The 26,014-nt window shown below is 41.3% G+C and carries 16 protein-coding genes and 1 pseudogene; 5 read left to right on the top strand and 12 right to left on the bottom strand.

Translation table 11 applies throughout. From position 1 onward, the window contains the following. On the top strand, positions 1-1,624 hold a 1,624-nt coding region (locus RHS_RS23880), incomplete at its 5' end, for an EAL domain-containing protein (protein WP_047834569.1). A gap of 65 nt (positions 1,625-1,689) precedes the next feature. On the opposite strand, the gene RHS_RS23875 is transcribed toward RHS_RS23880, so the two are convergent. Then, on the bottom strand, positions 1,690-3,195 hold the full coding sequence (locus tag RHS_RS23875; protein ID WP_047834566.1) for an arabinose isomerase: 1,506 nt from the start codon (positions 3,193-3,195) through the stop codon (positions 1,690-1,692). A gap of 179 nt (positions 3,196-3,374) precedes the next feature. Between RHS_RS23875 and RHS_RS23870 the strand changes: the two genes are divergently transcribed. Beyond that, the gene (locus tag RHS_RS23870) at positions 3,375-4,259 is read left to right on the top strand and encodes an AraC family transcriptional regulator (protein ID WP_044297711.1); all 885 of its coding nucleotides are present in this window, start codon (positions 3,375-3,377) and stop codon (positions 4,257-4,259) included. 15 nt (positions 4,260-4,274) lie between these two features. On the opposite strand, the gene RHS_RS23865 is transcribed toward RHS_RS23870, so the two are convergent. The 11 genes from RHS_RS23865 to RHS_RS23815 all read right to left on the bottom strand — a co-directional run bounded on the left by RHS_RS23865 (position 4,275) and on the right by RHS_RS23815 (position 22,404). Further along, positions 4,275-5,849 (bottom strand): ABC transporter substrate-binding protein, encoded by a 1,575-nt coding sequence (locus tag RHS_RS23865; protein WP_044297712.1) that lies wholly within the window; start codon positions 5,847-5,849, stop codon positions 4,275-4,277. Positions 5,850-5,878: 29 nt separating this feature from the next. After that, positions 5,879-6,772, bottom strand: a complete 894-nt coding sequence (locus RHS_RS23860; protein ID WP_242858596.1) for a carbohydrate ABC transporter permease — start codon at positions 6,770-6,772, stop codon at positions 5,879-5,881. 11 nt (positions 6,773-6,783) lie between these two features. Next, complete coding sequence (locus tag RHS_RS23855; RefSeq protein WP_377143172.1) at positions 6,784-7,722, bottom strand: sugar ABC transporter permease; 939 nt, start codon at positions 7,720-7,722, stop codon at positions 6,784-6,786. A gap of 97 nt (positions 7,723-7,819) precedes the next feature. Next, positions 7,820-9,583, bottom strand: coding sequence for a sensor histidine kinase (locus RHS_RS31820; protein WP_161597254.1), 1,764 nt, complete (start codon positions 9,581-9,583; stop codon positions 7,820-7,822). A gap of 91 nt (positions 9,584-9,674) precedes the next feature. Beyond that, positions 9,675-11,303: a response regulator gene (locus tag RHS_RS31815; RefSeq protein WP_052431092.1), complete on the bottom strand. Its 1,629-nt coding sequence runs from the start codon at positions 11,301-11,303 to the stop codon at positions 9,675-9,677. 20 nt (positions 11,304-11,323) lie between these two features. After that, complete coding sequence (locus RHS_RS23840) at positions 11,324-13,378, bottom strand: beta-galactosidase (protein ID WP_047834565.1); 2,055 nt, start codon at positions 13,376-13,378, stop codon at positions 11,324-11,326. Positions 13,379-13,403: 25 nt separating this feature from the next. Further along, positions 13,404-16,004, bottom strand: coding sequence for a hypothetical protein (locus RHS_RS23835; protein ID WP_047834564.1), 2,601 nt, complete (start codon positions 16,002-16,004; stop codon positions 13,404-13,406). 26 nt (positions 16,005-16,030) lie between these two features. Further along, entirely contained in the window at positions 16,031-18,646 is a 2,616-nt protein-coding gene (locus tag RHS_RS23830) for a family 78 glycoside hydrolase catalytic domain (RefSeq protein WP_395023461.1), read from the bottom strand. 156 nt (positions 18,647-18,802) lie between these two features. Then, entirely contained in the window at positions 18,803-20,452 is a 1,650-nt protein-coding gene (locus tag RHS_RS23825; RefSeq protein WP_047834563.1) for an extracellular solute-binding protein, read from the bottom strand. 44 nt (positions 20,453-20,496) lie between these two features. Beyond that, positions 20,497-21,384: a carbohydrate ABC transporter permease gene (locus RHS_RS23820; RefSeq protein WP_027295444.1), complete on the bottom strand. Its 888-nt coding sequence runs from the start codon at positions 21,382-21,384 to the stop codon at positions 20,497-20,499. A 63-nt stretch (positions 21,385-21,447) separates the two neighbouring features. After that, positions 21,448-22,404 (bottom strand): sugar ABC transporter permease, encoded by a 957-nt coding sequence (locus tag RHS_RS23815; RefSeq protein WP_242849135.1) that lies wholly within the window; start codon positions 22,402-22,404, stop codon positions 21,448-21,450. A 351-nt stretch (positions 22,405-22,755) separates the two neighbouring features. Between RHS_RS23815 and RHS_RS23810 the strand changes: the two genes are divergently transcribed. From RHS_RS23810 to RHS_RS23800, 3 genes and pseudogenes are all read left to right on the top strand, one after another. Continuing rightward, positions 22,756-24,573 (top strand): sensor histidine kinase, encoded by a 1,818-nt coding sequence (locus tag RHS_RS23810; RefSeq protein WP_027295442.1) that lies wholly within the window; start codon positions 22,756-22,758, stop codon positions 24,571-24,573. Positions 24,574-24,578: 5 nt separating this feature from the next. Beyond that, positions 24,579-25,334, top strand: a complete 756-nt coding sequence (locus RHS_RS23805) for a helix-turn-helix domain-containing protein (protein WP_044297717.1) — start codon at positions 24,579-24,581, stop codon at positions 25,332-25,334. A gap of 3 nt (positions 25,335-25,337) precedes the next feature. Beyond that, positions 25,338-26,014, top strand: a pseudogene (locus tag RHS_RS23800) (hypothetical protein); the annotation flags it as partial.

Genomic DNA, 26,014 nt, shown 5'->3' with positions numbered 1-26,014 from the left:
CAATGTGGACAACATATATAAATTGGCGGATTTGGGAGATTTCTCGAAAGAAGCATATGCCAATATTCTGTCGGATTTTGCTGCAGGATCTGAAAATACGGTTCGCTATAACTACAAAGGAAATAAATACTGGGCTGTCTATATACCCGTTGACGTCAATGACTGGTATATTATAAGTATCGTACCGGAATCTATCATAAATGGCAATTACAATTATACTCTGGGTGTTATTCTTATCGTAAGTTCTGCTTTTATTATATCTATGGTTTTTGCTTACCGTATGAATCAGATGACCAGGAAAAACAAAGAACATCTGGAACAGCTTGCCTATTCCGATCCGATTACAGGTTATTCCAGTTTTGTTAAATTTCTGCTGGATATCGGTTCTCCACATGATCATAGGCAGAATTCTAACTATGCTTTCTGGTATTGTGATATTAAAAGATTTAAATATTTTAATGATTTGTTTGGGTATGACGCAGGTGACGAAGTGTTAAAGTATTTTGCAAACCTGATATCCCGACATACTCTGAAAAATGAATTTTTCTGCCGGGTAAATGCAGATAATTTTACCGGACTTAAATACTACAATGAGAAATCCGAACTTGTAGAATGGTTTCAGACTCTGAATGAGCAGATGAATCACTATATAACTTCAGAAAATCAGGAATATCACCTGGATTTAAGCATTGGTATCTACTGTGTGAATGATTTTAAAGATGACATCACTTTCAATGATATGATTAACCGGGCAAATATGGCGCAAAAAGCGATGAAACAATCCGGCAGTGACAATTATGCTTTTTATTCTCAGGACATTCGCAAACAGATTCTCATGGAAACTGAAATGGAATCCCGAATGCATCAGGCACTGGAAAATGAAGAATTTAAGATATTTGTTCAGCCCAAAGTAGATATACAGCATGGGAACCGAATTGCCGGAGGCGAGGTGCTGGTCCGCTGGGTCAGTGGTCAGGGATCTTTGGTTGTGCCCGGTAAATTTATTCCTTTATTTGAAAAGAATGGTTTTATTATTCACCTGGACCGCTATATGTTTGAGGGTATCTGTAAATGGGCAAGAGGATATCTGGATGCCGGTAATCCTAAGATAAAGCTGGCGACAAATGTCTCCCGCCTGGGACTATTCCAGGATGATTTTCTTGATTTCTATATTAATACGAAAAATAAATATCACCTTCCGGACGGTATGCTTGAATTAGAATTTACAGAAAGTGTCGTTCTAAATAATAATGAACTGTTTAAAACTTTTGTTGAGGCTTTACAGGAAAATGGATTTGTCTGTTCATTAGATGACTTTGGATCAGGATACTCCTCTCTGAATGTTTTAAAAGAGCTTCCTATTCAGGTATTAAAGCTTGACATGATCTTCTTCCGAAAAGGGGCAAACACAGAACGAGAGCAAATTGTAATACGCAATATTATTACTATGGCGAAACAGTTGAAAATGAGGACAGTATCCGAAGGCGTGGAAATGAAAGAACAGGTTAATTTCTTAAGAGAAGTGGGCTGTGACATTGTACAGGGTTATGTTTTTGCAAAACCTATGCCGTTGCCACAATTTGAACAGCTTTTAAGAGATAAGACTGATGGATTTCAATTATAAATTTAAAAATAAAAAAGAAACAGCACTTTGAGTTGCTGTTTCTTTTTTTCATTGCAGTTTTCTTACTATTTATCTAAGGTTACATAATTTACATCCAGAATATCTGCTATTTTTTCAAACAGGGATGCATTATGTCCTACACTCATTGCAAAATGGTGGGTTGGAGCTTCTGCAAACCACTCATCCATATAACTGTCCGGATCTTTTTTGAATTTAACCGGAGTCTGGGTATTTCCTATGGTCATAATTGTTCCGTCTGTGGATTCAGCCTCAGTTATGATGAACTTTAATCTTCCGTCTATAGTCTGGCTGCATCCCAGAGTGGTAATTGGTCCGGTTTTTACTTTTGCTTCAACGGATACCCCGGTTCCCTGTTTTCCATGATACAGGCCCATGCCGCGAAGGATTGGTTTTCCATTTGCGATTTCCAGATGAAATGGTCCGTCATGTCCCAAAAGGATGGTCCCTTCTTCATAATCCGTTACAACGATTTCGCAGAAGGATCCTCCTTTATTAACAATGTCACAGATTTTCATTGCAAGACAGGTCTTAAGATCTCCTTCTCCGGCACATGGTATCCCCTTAGCCGTCAGCAGAGAATGTCCTACGATAAAGCCTCCCTGAAGTTTTTCATACTCTCCGCCCGGTGCGCCATGATAATAATAAGTAAGGGCATCCAAATCGTATTCTTTTACTAATTTTTCCTGTGCCACTGCCACTTTAGCGGACCACTCTAATTGTTCTTCTGTAGGCTTTTTAGCCAGCGGGTCTGCTGCCGAATCTTCACTTATTCTAAAAAACTCTGCTATCTCTTTGCGTTTTTGAGCTACTTCGTCCGGTGTTACAGTCTCCATGGCACGATTTAAATCACACATTTCCAGTACTTCCAGATGTGCTCCTGTCTGCCCCTGAAACATGGTAAAATCACTGTACATATCCAGCATACCGCTGTATGTATTTCCAAGAAAGCCAAATCTTGCTCCGGAGAGTCCGCTTTTTACACTGGCAGCCAGTACCCACTCTTCGATCTTCTTCCATGCCTGAATGGCTTCCGGACGGTTGGCGGTATTTTCATCGGTCAATGAAATCTCAGGTGTATAGTCCAGTCCCAGCAGTCCATTTATCACACGGTATTTAATTCCCGCCCGGTTAAATGCATTGGAAATCTCCGGAACCGGACATGCTCCGCAGTGAGCAAGCCATTCACCCGTCGTTGTCTGTGCATAATTAATTTTAGCCGTAGGCTGAAGATTTAAAATTACAGTATGTGCCTTGCAGTCCTGATGTACCGGCAGTATAGATCCGCTGGTCACATAAGTTCCCGCATGGGCAAAGATCAGGTCTACATTATTTGCATTAAAATACTCTCCTGCTTTATGGCCTTCCTGCTCACAGTCTACCAATCCATAAAAGAAAACCTGTGCATTTCCCATTGCCGTAATTCTATCTGAGATAAACTGCCCATATTCTATCATTCTTTCACGAAGTCCGGGAAACTGTCCCCAATAATGTTTCAACCCCATTGTATAAACACCAATACGCGCTTTTCTGGTTTCTTTTAACTTTGCCATTTTATTTCCTCCTGATTTTATTATTATATTATGTTGTTGTCCTGTTATCACTTTACAAATCCATTGTAATCATTTATCATGGAATTATCAATCAAGTTTATTGTGCAAAAATAACAGAATCTTGCCAATCATACTAAGCAGGATTTTACCGGATTTCACCGGATTGGGAGGCTATCAATATGAAGATAAAAAATGATCAGAACTATGAAGAGCGTGCATCATACAGCTGGTCTGAGGACTCTGTCCGCTTAATTATTACAGCCAGTAATGTGGCAAAATCCATTTATTTTTACATCCAGGAAGCCGGATATTTTAAGACCAGCGATTCTTATTTTACAGAACGTAAAAATCTGAATTCTTTTTTGATCGTTTATACCATATCCGGCCAGGGATATTTAAAATATCAGGGCTGCAATTATTATCTTACTGCGGGTCAATGCTTTTATATTAACTGTACAGAGCATCATTACTATGAAACTGCCGGGAACAGCGACTGGGAATTCTTATGGATTCACTTTAATGGAAGCAGCGCCCTTGGATATTACGAGGAATTTGTTAAAAATGGTTTTAAAACCGTTCAGGTTCAGGACACATTTTTTATGGAAAGCACCCTTCGCAGAATTCTGGCATTAAACCAGAAGCGAAATGCATCTACCGAAGTCCTAACTTCTAACCTTATTACTAATATCCTGACGGAACTCCTTGTACAGACAATTACTTTTGATGCCCAGACTATATTCATGCCTTCCTACATAAAAAATGTATTGAAAGATATAGATCAGAACTTTAAGTCCCCTCTGTCACTGGATGAGTTGGCATCCCGCCACGGAGTCAGTAAATTTCATCTCTCGAAAGAGTTTAAAAAATATACCGGAACTACGGTAAATGAATACATCATTGCAAACAGACTTTCTTACGCAAAGGAACTGTTAAAGTATTCTAATGATTCCGTCAATGAAATTGCTTATAAAGTAGGCATGAATCATGTGAGTCATTTTATTAATCTGTTTAAAAACAGGGAAAATACAACACCCTTGGCATATCGCAAGGAATGGCAGATTTAAAGAAGACTTTATTCTCTATTTAGTCAGGTAAGCATCTACCTGTTTTAATAATTCTTCTTTCACTTTATTGATTCCTGCCGCTTCAGCCTGCTGGTTAAATTCTGCAAGCGTTTCTTCTGCATCTTCCACAAGTCCCAAATCCAGCAGAGGAACATACTTTGTTTTTACGTTATTGAGATTAGCAAGTTCATTCTTAATATTGTTATCATCCAGGATAAAACCTGCTAATAGAGTATTTTCCTGTGCTGCGGTCCACTTTTTAGTCAGATCAACCTCATCCGGAAATTTATCCTCACGGCTCTTTTCAAACTTGTTATTTTTAAATGCCCAGGAGAATGCTGATCCAAAAGGATATTCTTCCTGCTTTTCACCTGCTCTCCAAAATCCTTCTTCGCCTATCTCTTCTGTGGGATCAATCCAATGAATATCTTTTACCCCAAGCCGAACAAGGTTGTTGCATTCTTCGTCAAATTTCAAAAGGTCTATGAGCATAAACGCACGTTCCTGATTTTCAGATGACGCAAGAACGGCTGCTCCGTCACCGGTGTATGCTCCCAATATTTTTTTGCTGTCAGGTATTAAGTCATATATTTCGGGTTTCCATTGAGGATGTTCCTTTTCAATCTGGTTTGCCACAGCCCCGCAGGTTCCAAGGTTCCAAACGAGTGACGCACTGGTTCCATTTGTAAAGGCATCTCTTGGATTGGTGTTATTTGCCACTGCATTCTTTGACCAAAAACCTTTGTCTGACCAGCTTTTCATCTTTTTTATCCACTCTTTATATTCCGGTGTGTCATAGAGCCAGAAAATATCTTTTGCATTTGTCTTTTCATTTACTTTATAGTAAAAAAACTGATCTACCCCATTTAATCCAACCATATTATAATTGTTGTTCAGCATTGCTATACGCATTTCATAATTGTTCTGGGATGCGGCATATGGAAAGATTCCCTTTTCATTTTCAATTACTTTATCATAATACTCTTCCAGGTCATCCAGTGTCTTTAATCTTTCCAGATTATATTTTTCTCTTAAATCACCTCGGATTACAACTGCATTTGTCAGAATAGTTGGGTTATTGGCGGGTACAAAGTATGTTTTTCCGCCGATCGATGCCTGTTCAAATGCCTCCTTTGGCTCTTGCTCTTTTGTTAAGGGCATATATTTCTCTAAAACATCTGTACTGACTTCCGCAAATGCCCCTTTTGTCGCTTCCTCTGCATACATTGCCCAGGTAGAGGTATAGATTAAATCAAACTTTTCTCCTGATGAAATTAAAAGAGAGTACTTCTGGGCATAGTCACTTAAAGACATGTGATTTACTGTAAGGGTTGCATTAATCTTCTCTTTTAATTTCTTATTTAATTCTTCCAGTACGGCTTTCTCTCCCGCCGCTTCATCTCCAATTACATACATAACCAGATCTGCGGGCTGCGATACATCCTGTCCATTATACTCTTTTACACTCTGTGCACTTTCCGTTTCCTGTACCTTAGCTTCACTCCCGGTTGCTTCCCCACAGCCGCCAAGTATTGCTGCCCCCAGACAAATTGACACTAACAAAGCAAATCCTTTTTTCAATCCATTCATATTCTTATCCTCCATATCATATATTGCACCTACCCCTTTACTGCTCCTACCGTTAGACCTTTTACAAAATATTTCTGCACAAATGGATAAAGCAGTACTATTGGTCCGGTTACAACTACCGTAAGTGCCATTTTCATTGATTCTATCGGAACCGTCTCCATATTCATCCCTGTCTCATCCATAATTCTCCGCATTTCCTGAGCACTTCCTACCAGTTTATACAATAGGTACTGCAAGCTGTACATTTTTTCATTGTTTATGAAAAGCATACTGTTATACCAGTCATTCCAGTATGTCAGAGCCGTAAACAGACCAATTGTAGCAACTACCGGTTTCGAAAGAGGCAGTATCAGCCTCACAAAAATGGTGAAGTCACCGGCTCCGTCTATTTTACCGGATTCGGTAATTTCGTAGGGAACCCCGGCCATAAATCCTTTTACCAGCAGAATATTCCAGACGGATACGAGCGACGGGAGAAAAAGTGCAAATAAGGTATCATTCAAGTGAAGATATTTCACACATAATATGTACCACGGAACAATGCCGCCGCTGAACAACGTGGTAAAGAAAAAGTAAAATGATATTTTATTTCTCCACTGGAAGTCTTTTCTCTGCAGCACATATCCGGTCATTGTATTGATGAAAATTCCCAATGCCGTACCTGTTACGGTCACGATGGTAGTGACTCCGTATGCTCTTAAAATTTTTACCGGATTCTTAAATATTGCTGCGTAGCTTTGCAGCGTCAGTTCTCCGGGTATCAGACTGTAACCATTTTGAATAATATACTGTTCACTTGAAAACGAAGATGCAATAATAATCAAAAAAGGAATCAGGCACAATGCTGCAAATAATGTTATGAGTAAGTATCCGACAGCTCTAAATATTTTTTCCTGAACGGACATGTTTTTCCAGACAATCATCGTATCCCCCCTTAAAACAGTGCATAATCTGCTTCTGCTCTTTTTACGATTTTATTCACTATGATAATCGTGACAAAGCATAAGACAGACTGATAAAGACCAACTGCTGCTGTTTTCCCTATATCCCCGGATTGAATCAGGGAACGGAATACATAAGTATCAATTACATCTGTAGCGTCAAAAAGCGCTCCGTTGTTGCCAATTAGCTGGTAAAACAGATCCAGGCTGCCTTTGAATATCTTTCCTACTGCCAGCAGCGTCATAGTAATTATAGTTGGTGTTATGCTTGGTATGGTAATGTAGCGAATTCTGTGAAATATGTTTGCTCCATCTATCTGTGCCGCCTCATGCAAAGAGGTATCCACTCCCGCTATTGAAGCCAGGTATACCACCATTCCATAACCGACTCCTTTCCAGGCCGAAAAAGCTACGATAATATATTTCCACCAGGATGGTTCAGCATAAATATTAACGGGCTGGATACCAATAGCAGAAAGAATTCCATTTAAAGTACCATTCTCAAAATTAAATAAACTATAGGCAATGGAACTGACGATAACCCAGGATATAAAATAGGGCAGAAAAATAATTGACTGAAGTGTCTTCTTTACAAACTTATTCACAATCTCACTTAAAACAATAGCAAATCCAACCTCCAGTACGGTATTGATCATGATAAATGCCAGATTATACAATACGGTATTCCTGGTAACATTCCATGCATCTCCGGATTGAAAAAAGAATTTAAAATTACTTAGTCCGACTGTATCACTTCCGAATATCCCCAGATCATACCGAAACTGTTTAAATGCCAGGATCAGACCTCCCATTGGAAGGTAGGCAAACACAAATGTCAACAGCGCTGCCGGCAGAAGCATCAGCAATAATGTACGGTTCTTTTTCACATCATAGAGAATTCCTCTCCTTTTATGGACTTTCAATACATACACCCTCTCTCTTTCTTATTATTGAAGTTTTCTTCATATATAGATTGTATCAAGAGAACGTATTTACCGAAATCGTAATATCTTTATATGGTGTAGTAAATTATTGTGTATATTTCAGATGTATCTCTACCGTTGTCCCCTCCCCCTCTTTGATTTTATATACCAGTCCATATCCCTGACCGCAGAGTATTAATATGCGTTCATGTATATTTCTTACTCCATAGCCGCTTCCTGTCTTTGACTGGATTTCCCGGGTCAGTATCTTATCTGCATTGTTTTTATCCATTCCAATTCCATCATCCTTTAGAGTTAACACCACGTGGTCTTTTAAAACACTACCCGTTAATGTTATGGTTCCCTCCGGGTCGTCCTTTTCCATAATCCCATGCAAAATGGCGTTTTCAATCAATGGCTGCAGGGTTATTTTCGGAATAGGACATTTTAACAGATTCTCCGGAACGGCAAATTCTGCCTTTACCGCATTTTCAAATCTCATATTCTGAATTGCCAGATATGCCCTGGCATGTTCTATCTCATCTTCTATTGTTACTATACTTTTCCCCTTATTCAGAGTCATCTTATAAAATTTGGCGGTCTGAGAAACAATCTCATTAATTTCTTCGGTTTTCTTTCCGTAGCTGTACCACTTAATCATATCCAGGGTATTATACAAAAAATGCGGATTAATCTGAGACTGAAGTGCCTGTAATTCTGCATTTTTAACATGTTTCCCCAGTTCGTACTTCTCGTTCATCAGATCATTTGTTTTATGTATCATAAAATCAAAATTCTGGTATAGGGCTCCAATTTCATCGCCCCCTCCCTCTCCGATCTCTACATCTGTTTCACCTTTTTGAACCTTTTTCATATGACACATTAAGCGTTCCACCCTGTCTGTTATGGACCTGCCGGTCAGATATATCATAAAAAACACAAATATGGATGAAATCAGCATAATTCCAAAGAATCTTATCTGCATACTGCTGATATCCCGCATAATTGTCTGATACGGAATTACCGTGAGCATTGTCCAGCCAGAATGATATAGATACTTTTGACACATCAGCATCTTTCTGCCATTTACCGCTATTTCTGTAAATCCATCATCTTCTTCTATAAATTTCCTTTCCGACTCTTCCGGGTCAATAATAACACGGGGTGTACTGCCATTGACAGAGCACGCGATCTTCTCATTATCCTTATTTACAAGACAGGTCATACTGTCTTCTGTAATGTCAGCCCGTTTCAGAATGTTTTCAATATTTGATTTTCGGATATCTACCCGCATATAGCCAATAGTCTGGCGGTAATCTACAATACTTTTGATCCGGGAGGCAAAAGAAAGTACCGGATTGTCCGCAAATCCCAGAACCTGTTTCTGGCCATTCTCCATCTGTCTGATCCATGACGCTTCCTGAATATTTCCCATACCAAACATATTGATCTGGTCTTCGGCATATAAAATATTATCGTCCACATATATTCTGATCCTGGATACATCTTCCTGGTTTTCTAATTCCTGAAAGGTCTGTCTGATGCTTAGCATATTCCAATACTGCTGCTTAATATCTTTATTCACCATATCCCCTGTTATCATCTGCCTGATCTCCTCATTGTTAGACAACTGGTCTAATACGTCGGTGACTTTAGAAAATTTATAATCCAGAAAATCATATGTCTGGGAAAAACTTTGGTTAGCAGAATAAATCAGCTGTTCTTTCATACCTTCGGAGTAGGTTTGAAACACAAAAAAAGACAGCATAACCAGCGGAACCAGAATTAAAAATCCATATACCCATAGCAGCTTCGTCTTTAACTTCATTTGATGAAAGAATTTTATTTTGAAAGTATTTTTCTTTTTCATATTTATCCTCCTGAATAGCGCAATCTGGCTTTCCCCCTCTGCATATCGGCTGCGACACTGCATTAATAAGAAGTGTGAAAGGGATTTTCTTTCACACTTCTGCTTCCTGTCTATGTATTCTTTTTCTGAATTCTGCCGGTGTTTCCCCTGTATACTTCTTGAAGACCTTTATAAAATAATTACAGTCAATATATCCGGTCATTAAGGCTATATCCTTGATTCTTCTGCTTTCTTCCGCCAAAAGCTTTTTTGCCCGGGTCATTCTATAATCAATAATATACGCTGTTAATGTCATATTGCATTCCTTTTTAAAAAGAATACATAAATAAGAACTGGTCAGGGAAAGCTTCTGTGCTATGGTTGAAAGAGAAAGATCCGGTTCACTGTAGTTACAAGACACAATATATTTTACTTTTTCAGATACTGCCTGCTTTCCACCGTCCTCATTTACATTGTGGTAATATAACTCCAGCTGTTCTATCATATATGCTTCCAGCTGGCTTAAAAACCGGTATTCCCAGACAGTTTCCCGGATGATGCCCCGGGGCTGCTCCATAAATTGGGCAATCTCCTTTTGACAGGCAGTATCGGACACTTGTATTAACATTCTAAAGAAAAATTCCTTTACGGAAAATATAAATTTATGAGGATGTTCCCTCAATCTCAATAGAATGGATTGTATAAATTCTACTGCTGATTCAAATGTACCGTATTTTATAATGTCTTTGAACTGCACCAGATATTCTTCCGATAATACAAATTCTTCATTTCGCCTGTCTTCATAATAAATGATTCTGCCGGTCTCATAATAAAAGCTCTGAAGCATCGCTGCTGCTGCATTATTATAGGACTCATAGATTTTATAAAGGTGCTCCACACGGCTTCCAACTGAGACAAAACTATAACATAAATCATCCAGCAGCTCTTTTATCCACATTGCTGTTCGTTCTGTCCTGCGCACCAGAAAGGATTCTGCTTCCTTCCCAAGATCTATATGCAGCAATACCAGATGCTCATCCTTGCTTCCAATCAATGCCTGCATACCTTTCTCTGTGAATTTACTTTCCAAAAATAATTTTACATTTGTCTGTATGCTCTGTTCCTCTTGTATGAAATGATTGCCGGTCCTAAAACTGCCTTCATTTTTAATTCCCACAAGATCTACAATGATTGTAATAAATGCATGATCCGGACATATCCCCGGATAAGCCATCTTTATGTCAGACGTACGCTTTCCATTCTGAAAGCTTTTCTTAGTCAGGTCCAAAACCAGCTGATTACGAAGGGCTGCCATACTTACTTCCAGCTTTCCATCCATCTCGGCTTTCTTCTGTTCCCAGTTTTTTCTTTCCTCCTGCACATGTACAGCATCTCTGATTGCCTGAAAAAGTTCTTCCAGTTCTATTGGTTTTTCCACATAATTAATTGCGGACAGCTGTATTGCTGATTTGAGATATTCCTTATCCGAATATCCGCTCATGAAGATTATGCTGCAATGAGGCAGATGTTCCCGAATCGCAAACGCCATTTCAATTCCGTCCATTTTAGGCATTCTCACATCCGTAAGTATAATATCCGGTTCAAATTCCAATGCTAATTCAAACCCGGCCTTTCCGTTTTTTGCCTGCTCTATCTTGTCTACATGAGCGGTTTTCCAATCAATCATAGACAATATGCCTTCTCTTACGTGATTTTCATCATCTACTAACAGCAGCTTCATCTTCATTCCTCCCAGAACTTTTATCTCTTTTCCTGTTTTATCACATCCATGCCTAACCCTTTAAGTTTGAGTGTATCAAAAACAGGTTTCTGATACAACAGCGAAAATCCAATTCCATTATCTTCCAGATGAATCTCCTTCTCCTCTGTCGTATAATTTAAATAAAACTCAAACTGCACGCTGTCATGATACCGTATGTGCTTTTCCACACCAATTGGTAATTTTTTAAAAGTTATCCCCAACTCACACATTATTTTCCCCAGCAGCTGTTCCAGACCGGAATCTTCTACTCTTGCCCCCAGATACCATGCTTTTCCCTTCCCAGAACGATTTACGGTAATTACCGGTGTTCCCTGGTAGAAATCCCCCGTATAACTTGCCAGAATCTGAGCAGTCACGGGCTTTATGATTTCACAGAAATCCCGGATTTGGCAGACTCCCTCCATACCGCTGTCTTCGGTAAAAGCGGCACCATTCCTTTCAGAAGGGTACAGGGAATCGATCTCCTCCGTATACAGCCCGAAAACATCTTTTAATGCACCTCCCGGAAAACCGCCCAGATAACAGAGCGTATTTTCATTTACATATCCGGTAAGATAAGTTGCCACCAGTTGTCCGCCTTCTGTTACAAACTGACTGAACCGTTCTTCCGTCCCGGGCTTTAACAGATAAAGCATTGGTGCAAACACCACCTTATACGGGGTTAAATCTTCTTCCTGGGATATCACATCTGCCTCTATGCCATAACGGAATAGTATCTGATACAGTCTTCTGCATTCCTGCGGATAATTTTTCTGTACACTTAACCCCGCCATATCGTTGATTGCCCACCAGTTCTCCCAGTCGAAGATAATTGCTGCTGAAGCCTTTGGTACGCTGCCCTGTACTTCCTGCAGTAATTTTAAATTTTTGCCTGCTTCTTCTACTTCCCGAAATACCCTGGTATCGGACCGCCCTAAGTGGTCAATCACGGCTCCATGATGCTGCTCATATGACCCCCGGCTCTTTCTCCATTGAAAATACTGCACGGTATCGGAACCGCATGCTACCGCCTGCATACTAGACAGGTTATGGATACCTGGCCGCTTTAGCTTGTTTACAGGATGCCAGTTGACCTGGCTTGGAACACTTTCCATGAGCATAAATGGCTGATCTCTTTTAAAAGAGCGCATAATGCTGTGATCAAATGCCGTCATCGCAGCGGTATCAATTAGCTCCCTTTTGTCTGTACTCCATTCCGGATAACTATCCCAGGAAATGATATCCAGTTCTTTGGCCATCTTATGGTAATCCAGTCCTTCGTACAATTGCATAAAATTTGTCGTAACCGGAATGTCCGGCGTCCATTTTTTAAAAACAGCAATTTCTTCTTTCATATAATCGGTCATATTCCAGGTTGTGAATCGTTTCCAGTCCAGGTTTAATCCATGGATACTGGTCTCACCTCCCGGCATCGGCGGTTCTATCTGATGAAAGCTGTTATATCTATGGCTCCAGAACGTCGTCCACCATTCTTTATTCAATTCATCAATATTGTCATGATATCTTCGTTTCAGATATTCCTGAAATTGTTTTTTGCAAAGGCCGCAGTAACATGCACCGCCAAGTTCATTGGAAATATGCCATAGGATCAGTCCGGGATGGCTCCCATACCGTTTTGCCAGAATCGTATTGATTTCCCGGACCTTAGCCCGGTACAACGGTGAGGTCATGCAATGATTGTGCCGGACTCCATGGTGGTTTCGTACCCCCATATTATTAACCCGCATAGCCTGTGGATATTCCTGGTCCAGCCATGCCGGCCTTGCTCCGGATGGCGTTGCCAAGATGGTAAAAATGCCATTTTCCCAGAGCCTGTCCATAACTTCATCCAACCACTCAAAATGATACGCTCCTTCCGATGGTTCATAGACCGACCAGGAAAATACCCCCAGGGTGACTGTATTTACTCCTGCTTTCTTCATCAGCCGGATATCCTCTTCTAAAATGTCAGGGCGATCCAGCCATTGCTCAGGATTATAATCCCCACCGTGGAGAATTTCGTTTACCTTAGGAAATAATAGATTTCTATTCATTTTATATTTCGCTCACTTTCTTCCGTTATCGGTATAAATGCAGTTCCGGCGGTGCTAATAATCCAGTAGGGGATAACTGCATATGGGTAGACTGTCCATCATGCAAGCTCCACACAAGGGTATTGGCTGTTTCAATTTTGAGATTGTTTTCTCCGTCTCTTAAATACGGCGTGATATCCACCTCATAGGGATTGCCAATCAGCATCCCCGCATTAAAATCATTGAGCCGCACATCTGCACAGTCTCCTACCGAGGGCAGGCATAGAATGTACCTCTCTGCCTTTCTGTCAGATACTGAAAAATCAAACTTTCCCTCATACAAAAATGTCCCAGAGAATCTTGGAAATCCATCTTTTCCATTCATATTCGGCAGCCTTTCCCCGGAAGGAATGTGCAATCTTTTTACGAAATCAGGGTAATCTCCCGTTTCCGCCAGGGAGACCTCCCAGTCAATGTCCAGTTTTATTACTTCTTCCAGAGTGGTTTTCTTTTGAACCGGTGTATCACTACTCCCCAGATATACAGCAGATTCTCCGGGCAGCAAGTGAAGTGTAAGGGCTTCCTCCCTGCTGCATCCCGGTTCTATTTTATTATTGATCCCATCGTAACGTACAATGTACTTTTGCTCTTCATTTAAAAACCTGACGGAAGTATCTACTGCATCAAAAGGACTTTCGTTAAAGAACATATAGATATTGGAATCTTTCTGCCTATAGCAGCATGCTCTGAGATCCTTATTATTTCCCGTAAAGAAAAAGGATGGTTTACCCGTTTCCCTTACTTTTTCGGCAAGTTCATCCAGGGAGACCACAATCACATGCTTTTCAAATTCCCGACTGACAGCACTTCCGTCTGTATAATAGCAGGGGCATTCTCCCACCATGAAAACAGGAATTTCATTTTCTGATGCATGAATTGCAAAATCTGCGGCAGCTTTTGGAATGCACTCACAATAAGGAATAATAAATGATGTGTATTCTGCTTTATTGATCCTGATTCTTCCATCAGCGGCAGCCACTGCCTCTGACGTCAGCAAATCAGCCGGGACCACATCCAGGTCCAGCTGCCCTTCCAACAATTTACGGACAGGTTTTTGAAAAAGCATGGCCTGTTTTCCCGTCCACTCCGCTTCTGCATGATAGAGTACTGCCGCATCTGCTTTATGTACTCCCCCGTTCAGCAGATGACAGCATCTGTTCATGTACTTCATAAGCAATGTAAAAAACCGGTACTGAGGATTGTTTCCCCTTGCATAGAAATGAGGCGGGCAGTCCCTGTCCGGAAAAGTCGGAGAAAATGCATGGGGCACAAAAACATTAATTCCTCTTACCAGCATATGATCTGTCAGCCACTTCATAAGGCTGATGCCCTCGCCCCATCCATAGGCACCATAGATTTCACATAAAGCCCTGCCTCTTTTTGCAGGATCCGTATGTGCAGAGGAACTTCCCAGCTTCGCCAGACCGTAGTGGAAGAATTCACCATCCCGGTCGGAGGCAATCCACTGATGATAGGTGCCCGTAAATCCCGGCATTATCTGCAGCAGAACTACATCGATTCCTGACATATCCTGCCCCTTTTGAGCCCGGAAATAATGTCCGATGCTGCAGCCCAGCCGTCCATGGGCATTATCGTCCTCAATGATATGTCCAATATATTCTGCACCCCTGTCCCTGCACCAGTTTCCGATCTGTTGGCTGAAGCAGGTGCTGACCAGGGTGGAAACACAATTCATATAGCTGCTTCTGATCCCGGCAGTCTTTTGCCCCATATCATACCACAGGGCAGGCAGGTTCCCGTAGCAGTCTGCTCCCCACAGGTTCTCAAGCAAATGTTCAAGCTCACTGCTCCAGGGCAGTTTCACATCACTTTTTCCAAGCTTATCCTGAAAATCATATCCGGGTGTATTTCCTAATTCCGGCTCATCAGAAAAAAATCCGGCAAATGTTTTTCCAAAGTCATCTTTGTACCTCCGGTAATGGGGCTCATATACCGTATCCAGAAGAACTCTTACAGAAGCGCTGTCTATGAGATTCATGTAATTTTCTCTTCCGCCATTTTTTCTGGTCTTATAAATCACAAACACCCGGTAAAAACCTTCCGGCACGTCAAAATAAAGTACTCCGTCGTGCACCTGTCCGGTCAGATTCAGAATTCCATCCCCTTTAATATCCAGAGATTCCGTATCCGGTTTGGGGCAAGCCAGTACTGCCAGCAGTTCTCCCTCTTCGCCCAGAAACGGATCAATTACCACTGCACTGTCCTTCACAGGTCCTATTACATCCATATGCCGCTGTGCAAGATAGACCTTTGCCAGTCCGGGCTGCTGTTCAAATGCCCCATTTGCGTGTCCTGTAGGAAATTTATCATCGTCCAGAATCCAGATACGAAGCTCCCTTTTTCTTGCCTCTTCCATAATAAAATCTAAGTCTTCCCACCATCCGGGACCTGCAAAATCAGGATGGGGTCTGGACTCCAGGCAGATTTCCCGAATTCCGCACCCGCAGATTCTATCTATTTCTTCTTTTATAATTTCTTTTTCTTCGCCATGCATCCATAAAAATGGCAGTATATAATTACCACCCTTACCTTTTATCAAATCCTCTAAACGCTGTGGATAAGCCATATTGATTTCCTCCTGTTTTTGTTGGTTTAATCTGTTTCCTCTATGATAAATGTCTCTTTTCCATAGAAAACATAACCATCGGATGTTGGTTTTGGTTTAAAAACACCTTTTGTATTTGGCGGAACTTCAACTTCAACCCATATTTTACCCTGATCCCTGGTCCAGCTGGAATACACCTTTCCGTAAGGATGACCAATGGATGACCTTACATTATTAATTTCAGGTGAAAAGTACGGGCTGATAACCAGTTCCTTTAAGACATTCCGGCTCCTTACTCCCGGTAAACCTGCCAGACCACAGTAAAACCATTCTTCCACACTCCCAAGCATGAGGTGGTTCTGGGATCCATGCGGCCTTTGCGGATCCGGTCCGTCCCATTCTTCCGTCAGCGTCGTTGCACCGCACCGGACCTGGTAGCCATATCCAGGCGCGTCCGTCACATTTGTCATTTTTTCTATAATATCAGACCTGCCATATGAAGTCAGTGCCGTCATAACAAAGGGATGACCGATATCTCCCGCAGTTGTGGCATAATTTCTTTTTTCGATATCCTGAATCAGATAATCCAGTATGCCTGCTTCATCTTCCGGTTCTGCAAGACCAACAGCAAGACTCATTGCCTGTGCTGTCTGGCTTCCTGTGGCATATCTGCAAGTGGCTTTATCATAAAACTGAAGGTTATACTCTTTCTTTACCTCCCTCCCAAGTAACCTGTAATACTCTGCTTCCTTTTCTTTTCCAAGCAGTGTGGAAACAGCTGCCATAATCGTAACATCATAATAATAGATCGCCGTAGCAACTACAGGAACGGGGGTATTCTGTGAATGCGGTGTATTGGGACCAATATCCAGCCAGTCTCCCAGACCATGGTGGAGCACATGATGGTGGGTCATCCGGGTTAGATGGCTGAGATAATCCTGCATTACCCGGTAAAACCTGTCTAATATGCTTCTGTCTGCATACCTTTTATAAAGATACCAGGGATTGATAATGCAGGCGCTTCCCCACTCCGGAGAATCCAGATACCCATAATGCCATTTTTCAAATCCTGTTACGTACTCCGGGCAGATATCGGGGATCAGTCCGTCTTCATGCTGGGCCTCCTCCATATCCTGTTCTATCTTTTCATAAAGGCTTCTTATATCGTAACCGCACATCATTGACGGTCCTATCAAATGTGTCTGTTCCAGCCACCCCAGTTTTTCCCGATGGGGACAGTCTGTCAGGATGGACTTCATATTGCTTCGTACAGCCTGATTTATGATCTGGTGAATTTTATTAAATAGTATATTTGAGCATTCAAAACTCCCTGTTATTTCAATATCCGGATAAATAAATTCTCCTGTTATTTCTTCAATTACGGGCTGATCAGGCTGACTTCCATCCGCGGCAAATGCTGCCGGAACAGCCCCACTCACCTGTACATACCGGAAACCATAATAGGTGAATTTAGGCCGGTAATACTGGCTTTCTTTTTCATTACAAATATATTTCCAGCAGTATCCTTCACCGGTCACACGCTGGTCGGGACTACCATCCGAAGCAAGAATTTCAGCAGGCACCAAGGTAATGCAGGATCCCGCGATATTTCCATTTGTTCTGAGTTTCAAGCTTACCCATCCCGAGAAATTCTTCCCCATATCATACATGTACACACCGTCCGAAGTTTCCCAAACCCTTACCGGTTCTAAGGACTCTATCACTTTTAGTGGATTTGTCCTTTCCGCACACAGTTTTCCTTTTGGCGCTTCTACTACTGCTGCCTGCTGCCAGGAATCATCTTCGGTAAATTCAGGACGCGCAAATCCCTCCTGCTCCAATCTGGCATCATAATCCTCTCCGCCATAGATTCCGGAATAAGTTATGGGACTCTGAGCCATATGGAATTCTTTATCCGAAACAATTATGGTTTTACTCCCGTCCTGATATGTAACCTGAAGCTGCAGGAGGAATTTCATATTTCCATAAGTCCGTTCAAAGTAAACATATCTCTTTTTCCTTACATGAAACATGCCGTCACCCAAAAATAAACCAATACAGTTCCAGCCTTTCTGAACCTGTTTGGTTACATCGTATGTATTATACAGGCAGGACTTCTGATAATCTGTCCATCCCGGTGACAGCACACTGTCCCCTGCCTTCTTTCCATTGACCAGCAATTCATAATGCCCCAGCCCGCATATGTAAACTCTTGCCTCTTTTATGCCCTCTTTAAGATGAAATGGTTTCCGGAATATATGGCTTACAAAATCCTTCTGCTCACCAATCCATTTCCCGCTCCATTCTCTGCCGCTTAAAAATGCCGTTTCAAAATAAGAAATACTGCTGTACGCAGAAATTTTCTCATTCTGATCCCATACCCGGACTTTCCAGTAATACCTGGTGCAGGAAAGCAGGGGGGCTCCCGCATATATAATCTGAGTCATCTCACTGCCCTTCTGCTTCCCACTGTCCCAGATATTCCCATCGTCATTCTCTAGGCTTTTTTCGTTGTCCGATACCAGTATCTGATATGCCGTCTGAAACCACTTCTTCCCATCAACCGCTGCATTAAGCTGAATATTCCATTCAAAATGCGGTTTTGTAATGTCTAGCCCAATTGGATTCTTCCGGTATTGGACCTTTTGGCATGTTATTTCCATATAATCACCTGTTCCTTTTATCTTTACAAATCAATCCAGTATTCATTTACAGTGTATAACTTGCAGGGGATTGGCTGCTTACAGCTTACCAATCCCCTGCCCACTCTTAAATAGTAAAATATTTATATTGCATAGCAAATTTTATCTGGTTTCATATTATTCTTTTACCGAATTCTCATTCAGCATCTGCAAAGTACCCTCAAAATCATCTACCGCATACTTTACGGAATCTACGTAAGAATCCCAGTCTTTTTCTAAATCCATCTTTCCAGTAATAAAATCAACGGCTTTTTCTTTTGCAACGGTCTCGCAGGCATTCATCAGCGTAGCTTTTTCGGTAGCCTGGTCGGGATCCAGATTCAGGATTGGAGCACGGTCATAAGGAGCAACTGACTCTTTCCCGCCGTATTTGGAACTTGCAAGCCAGTATTTATCCATATGGAAACCGTCCTCTTTGCTCCACCAGGGTTCTTCTTCCAGCTGTTCTATCTGGGGCTCAAATTCCTGCGGAGTAAATACTACACCTGTCCTGCATGCCGCTGAAGAAGTCACACCGTAGTTAGCAAGCTCCTGTACCGGGTTATCCGCACCGGTGATTTCTTCCGTAAATGTTTTGGAACCATCTTCATTTACCACATAAGTCTTACCTTCAATACCCCAGTTCTGCAGTTCGATCATCTCCGGTGAATACTGGTAATCTATCATTTTTACAATCCATTCCGGATACTCGGTATTTCCTGAAATGCCAACTCCAAATCCGGTACTGGCAAGGGACAGCCCTTCTTCCTTGGAGCCCCACTTCCACGGTGTTCCATATTTTTCATTTTCCGGTAAATAGGCAAGCCCAAAATTAATATCCTGATCTTCTTTGTTGCGGTTCCAGTGCGCTGCCATACCGGACCATACGGTAGGATAAATCAGTACCTTTCCGGTAGCTGCCTTCTTATTGCAGGCATCGGCATCATCCGTAGCAAATTCAGGATCAATATAACCTGCATCATAGAGGGTTTTCAGGTAGGAAAGCATGTCTTTGAAGTTATCATCAATCGGACCAAATGCCCATTTTGTCCCGTTCCAGTAAAGTGTATCGGAAGTATGGTAAATGCCCGCAAATCCTCTGTAGAATGCATAGTTCTTATCGCTGTTGGAAATCGGATAAGAATCCGGATAAAGTTCTTTTAACTTTTTGCATAAATCACTGAATTCATCTAAATTTGTCGCCGGGGTCAGATTGTTCTTCTCCAGCAGGTCAAACCGGTATGCAAATGCTGTAAATGACTGTGCACCTATGATATCGTTATTATTTACAAAACCGTCTTTAAAATAGTAAGAAGTTCCGTCTGCATTGTAAGCAAAATTCTCTCCGCCTCTTGTCTCTTCCACAAACTTGGAGTAATATGGCATGAACTGTTTGTATTTGGCAATGTCAAGCACCTGGCCATCCTGTCCATACTCGTTTATCGTGTCTCCCCAGGAATAGGTAAACACGTCCGGCATTTCACCGCTTGCCAGAATTACCTTCTCATTTTCCCGGTAATCAAGCCATGGTGTATAAGTCCATTTAATATCCAGCTTGCATCCCAGGTATTCTTCCATTCTCTTTTGCCACTCTTTTTGTACTTCCGTATTGCCCGGATCTGTGCCAAAAGTGGGAATAGATGCCGTTATGGAAAGGGTGTTGTCCGGCAGTTCCGTAGTTTCCCCTTTGGCTGTCGTTTCTGTACTTCCAACTTTTTGCCCGCATCCCGACAGTGATGCTGCAGCAAGCGCTGCTGCCAGCAATGCTGTTACCATTTTTTTCTTCATATTATAATCTCCCTTCTTTATTGGAACGTGCTTTTCAGACACGGTTATCCCTTAACTGCGCCTACCATCATTCCCTGTTCAAAATATTTCTGCAGGAACGGATAGACAATCATAATTGGTGCTATCGTTGCGATAATACATGCATATTGTATGTTTTTAGGGTTAACCAGCTGTTGATTCATCATCTCCTGAGCACCATTCATGCCGGCTGCACCGGAGGTAAATAATATCTGGCGGAGTATCATCTGAATGGGCTGCTTTGTGTCTGTTTTCAAATACAGCAGCGGCTCAAACCACATGTTCCAGTACGTAACCAGGGAAAACAAACCAAACGTTGCAAATAACGCCTTTGAAAGAGGCATATAGATGCTAAACAGGATTCTGGCTTCCCCTGCTCCGTCTACAAATGCCGCTTCCCGTATTTCCGGTGATATTCCTTTAAAAAAGGAGCGGTAAATAAATATGTTATAAGCAGAGACACACCCCGGAAGAATAACAGACCAGATACTGTCCATCAGCCCAAGATTCTGGATTAATATGTAACTTGGAACCATTCCTCCATTAAAAAACATTGTAATTGTTAAAAAAACGGTCATGGGTTTACGCAGCACGAATTCCTTTATCATCAGTGAATAGGAAATCATAGCAGTAAAGATAAGGTTTAATGCCGTTCCCAGGGTTGCATACAGAATGGTATTTCCATACGCACTCCAGATCTTGGGATCCCCGAATACCATTTTATATCCTTTCAGATTAAATCCCACCGGCAGCCAGTTTACCTTACCGGTTGTAATTGCACTGGGACTGCTTAAGGATATGGAAATGATATTGATAAACGGATACAAGATTGTCACCATCAGCAGACACATGATGACCATCAGGATGATATCCGCTGATTTACTTCCAATATGAATTTTATTTTTCTGGTTCAATTTACTTCTCCTTCCCGTTACCCGAACACAAATGAAAACATGATTTACTTAAAGTCATTTTTATTACCATAAGCTGTTTTCAGCATTAACCTTCTGGGTGATTTTATTTGTAATGATAACCAGACCAAACGCTACAACTGATAGCATCAGGTTCACTGCCGTCGTATATTCAAAGCGGGCACCTACGATACCTTCCCGGTAAACAAAGGATGAAATTACATCGATTGCACTGCGGTTGGTATCATTCTGCATTAACAATATTTTCTGGTAATCAGAATTGAGTACCGTGCCTACATTCATAATTAACATAATCGTGGTTGTTGGCAATATGGTAGGCCATGCAATATTCTTAATCTTCTGCCATCTGTTGGCACCGTCTATATTTGCCACATCATATAGGGTCGTATCAATATTCGACAAGGCAGACAGATATATAATGGAGCTCCAGCCAAAGGTCTGCCAGATTTGGGAACCTACATACATGGGCATAAAATACTTTGTTCCTTCATTCATATTCACAGCCGCCAGCCCAAACCATCCACGGATCGTATTAAAAATTCCATCTATGGACCCAAAGCTGTTCAACATTCCCACTACAACTACAATAGAAATAAAATGGGGTATATAGGAAACCGTCTGAACCGTCTTTTTAAACATTTTACCCTTTACTTCATTTAAAAGAATAGCGAATATGATCGGCGCCGGAAAAGAAAACAGCATGGTTATTACTCCAATGCGAATCGTATTCCATATAATCTGGCCTGAAGATGGATTTTTAAAAAACGTTATAAAGTTTTTATAAAAAGGATCCAGCCAGTCACTTCCCCATACCCCCTTTGATGTTTTATAATTTTTAAATGCAATGAGAATCCCATACATCGAGCCGTACTTGAAAATTATGGTTAGCATCAGTGCCGGCAAACACAGCAAAATCAGTGTTCTTTGCTTGCCCAGCATCTTAAAAATACTGACTTTCGGCACATAAGCTGTCTGTGCCGGTTTCTTTCTCTTCTCTCTCACTTCCTGCTCCTTTCCCTCATTTCTGAGTATCATTTTCTTACCTGTCTGATATTATCTATTCTACTGAAAAAGGAAATTTTTAAAATGTTTATAACTCTGCTCTTTATGCAATATTCTTATGATTTTGGAAATTTATTAAATCTTTTAAAGAAATTTACATATATTTCTAATATTTTTACATAAAACATTTAATAGAATAGGCTATAATTTTTATATCCTCTTCCTCTGGCAATGCCGTTAAAATGTTCCCATTTGAGTTTTTTACATAATTCCCTGACTTTTTTCCATACAAGTTATTGAAATTAAATTGTACTATCTTGGTAGACAACAACTTAAGAGGTTACTAAAAAAATGAAAATACAGTTAAAAAAATTTACACCACTGCCACTACGGCGCCAGATGATGGTTCTTTTAATGATTATGGCTGTTACCATGGCTGGAATCATGGCATTCAGTATGTTCTCCTATTATAAATTGCAGTACCAGTCTTTGAAGACGAACCAGGACGAAAAAGTAAATCAGGTGCTCCACGAGGTTGAATATAATTACACTTATTTTTCAAAACTCACAACCAGTCTTGCTTATAATGAGCTTGTACAGAGTTACCTCATTGAAAAAAATCAGGAATCAAAGTTTGATTATGTCCAGCGGGTTTCCAATCTGCTGATCAATACACAGAACCAGGAGCCTTCCATCATTGATATTGCTGTGATTGGAGACAACGGCAATTTCAGCAACGTAGCCGGTGATTCTTCGATTACCAGCCGGCTCTTAAAGGAACTTCCAAGAGACCAGCATGACGTCTTTTTCTTCGACAGGCAAAACTACTTTATCCATTCTTTAAATACCGTCTGTATTGTTGCCGGGCGCTTGATTTATCCGCTGGATTTAAGCAATGCCACTCCCTGCGGAGCCGTTTTCATAGCCATAGACCCATCCAGGTTCCTGGGCGGCTCCTATTCTCTTGACAGTACAGACCAGAAGATGATTTTCCTGGATCAGAGCCAGAATCTTCTGTTAGGGGATGAGGAAATCTACCAGGCATACTTAAACAAACGGTCCGGGGATTCTGTTATTACCTATTCCAATACGGAATATACCTATGAATCCCATGGGATTCCCGATACGGGATATGAGTTAATCTCCATCATTCCAAAAGGCGCACTCTTCCAAAAGTTAATTAAAACCGTAGGCAGCCAGTATTTTATTACTCTGGTTATTTTTATTATAGTCTGTACTTTTTTAATTTACTTTATCTCCCGTTTTTTCAATACGATTGCTGAATTAACCGGAATTATGAACAAGATTACCTCAGGAAACAGACGGGCGCTGAAAGAACGTATCCATCTTGATGAGAAATCTTACGTCTGTCTGGAAGCCCAGACCATTGGAAATGCCTTTAACCAGATGCTGGATGAAGTGGATACCTTAAACCGTGACATTTTTAATACCTGCACGAAGATGTATGAAACAGAGATCTACGCCAAAAAAACAGAACTTGCTTTTTTAAGAAGCCAGATTAATCCCCACTTTTTGTATAATACCCTGGCTTTAATCTGCGGCATGTCCACAGAAGGAAGGTCTGATGATATTATTAATATTTCTCAGGCTCTGGCGCAAATTCTGCGTTACAGCATTAAAGGAAATGAATTTGTAACTTTTCGGGAAGAACTGGAAATTGTGAAGTCTTATCTGATGATTCAATCCACCCGTTTTGAGGGGCGATTTACCATAGAGTACAGTATTTCCGATGAAATAATGGATGCATGTATCCCGAAAATGATTTTGCAGCCCCTGGTGGAAAACTCCATTGTCCATGGTCTGGAGAAACTGCTGGAACCGGGGCATTTGCAGATAGGAGGAATGCATGATTCTTCCAATGATACACTAATTATCTGGGTTTATGATACCGGTGAGGGCATTTCCGTCCAAAGACTGTCCCAGATCCGTGAAAGTCTGAACCGCCCGAAGACAATGCCCTCTTCTATGGAAGAATCCCTCTTCGTAGATTCCCCCGGCGAGGAATCCGAGAGCCTTGGACTTTTAAATGTAAACAGCCGTATCCGCCTGTATTATGGGGAACCCTACCATTTAATAATCGAATCAAAAGAACATATCGAAACGAATATTCAGATTCGTATTCCATTTCAGCTGCAAAGAAAGGAGTAATCATAATGTACAGAGCAGTCATTATTGATGATGAAAAATGGGTGATTAAAAGTCTGCGGGCACTTCTGCTTAACCAGGAATACTTTGAAATTACTGGTGAAGCGTATAACGGGCTGACAGGACTTCAATTAATTCTGGATCAACGGCCGGACCTTGCATTTGTAGACATTAAAATGCCCGGACTCGGTGGGCTGGAACTGCTCCAGGCAGCAAATCTGGAAAAGGTTGATACCGTTTTTACCATCATAAGCGGACATGCAGAATTTGCCTATGTGCAAAAAGCAATGACGCAGAATGCAATCGGCTATTGCCTCAAGCCATTTTCTCCTACGGAAATCCAGGACAGTATCCTGCGGGCATATGAAAAAGTGGAATTCCTGCATTCAATGGAAAAGAAGAAGAAAGAACAAAAAGAAAAAGACCTCCCGATATTTCCGGTTAAAAACCGAATTGTCAGGTGTATGCTGTCTTATATTCATGAACACTGCAGTGAATGCATCTCGATTCAGCAGATTGCGGAACATTGCAGCGTTAATCCAAATTATGCCAGCCAGTTGTTTAACCAGGAAATGAATAAAACCTTTAGCTGCTATGTGACAGAACTCCGTATAGAACAGGCGGTAAAATTACTCCAGGACACCGATCTCCCCGTTTCCGAGATCGCACTGAAGACAGGTTACCGGGATTACTTTTATTTTGCCAAAGTATTCAAAAAGACTATGGGAATTACACCAACCGCCTACCGCAACAGGGAGGATTGAGTTATGAAAATAAAAATAATGATTTTATTAATAATGTCGGCTCTCTTTTGTTTTCTCTGGGGCTGTAAGAACGGCGGGCCCGGTGAAACCGAAAAAAAACTTCCGGAGTCTCTGCAGAATGCTGATTTGAGCCAGCATCTGGAGATCAGCATTGGATTCTGGAATATCCAGGCAATGGAAAACAGCAAGGAAAAGGATGGGGTGTGGCGTTATCTGGAAGAACTGTTTAATATAACGATAAAACCCGTCAACCTGAACTGGTCCGATTACAACGAGCGCTATCTGGTAATGGGTGTATCTGATTCCCTGCCTGATATCTTTGCCGCAACGACAATAACGGGTACCTCGGAAAATAATGCGCTTTCCCTTTCGGATATGATCTCGCGAAAAATGCTCTCGCCTCTGCCGGAAGATCTCTCAAAATACCCGGAGGTTATGAAAACAGTAGACTCCCTGCAGCATTTTTTAGAGCAGAAGGACGGAAAAATATATACGTTTCCCAGAACTTCCTTTGGCGATATGGATCTGTCATCTTCGGATGCTGGACTGCTCGTGCGCAAAGACTGGATGGAATCGCTGGGGATAACAGAACCTGAAAATCTGGATGCATTTATTGACATGACGGTAGCTTTTGCGGCAGAAGATCCGGACGGGAATCATATCGATGATACTATCGGATA

This window comes from Robinsoniella sp. RHS, assembly GCF_001029355.1.
In the GTDB taxonomy this organism is placed as follows: Bacteria; Bacillota; Clostridia; order Lachnospirales; family Lachnospiraceae; genus Robinsoniella; species Robinsoniella peoriensis.
This window is presented reverse-complemented; position numbering and strand designations above follow the sequence as displayed.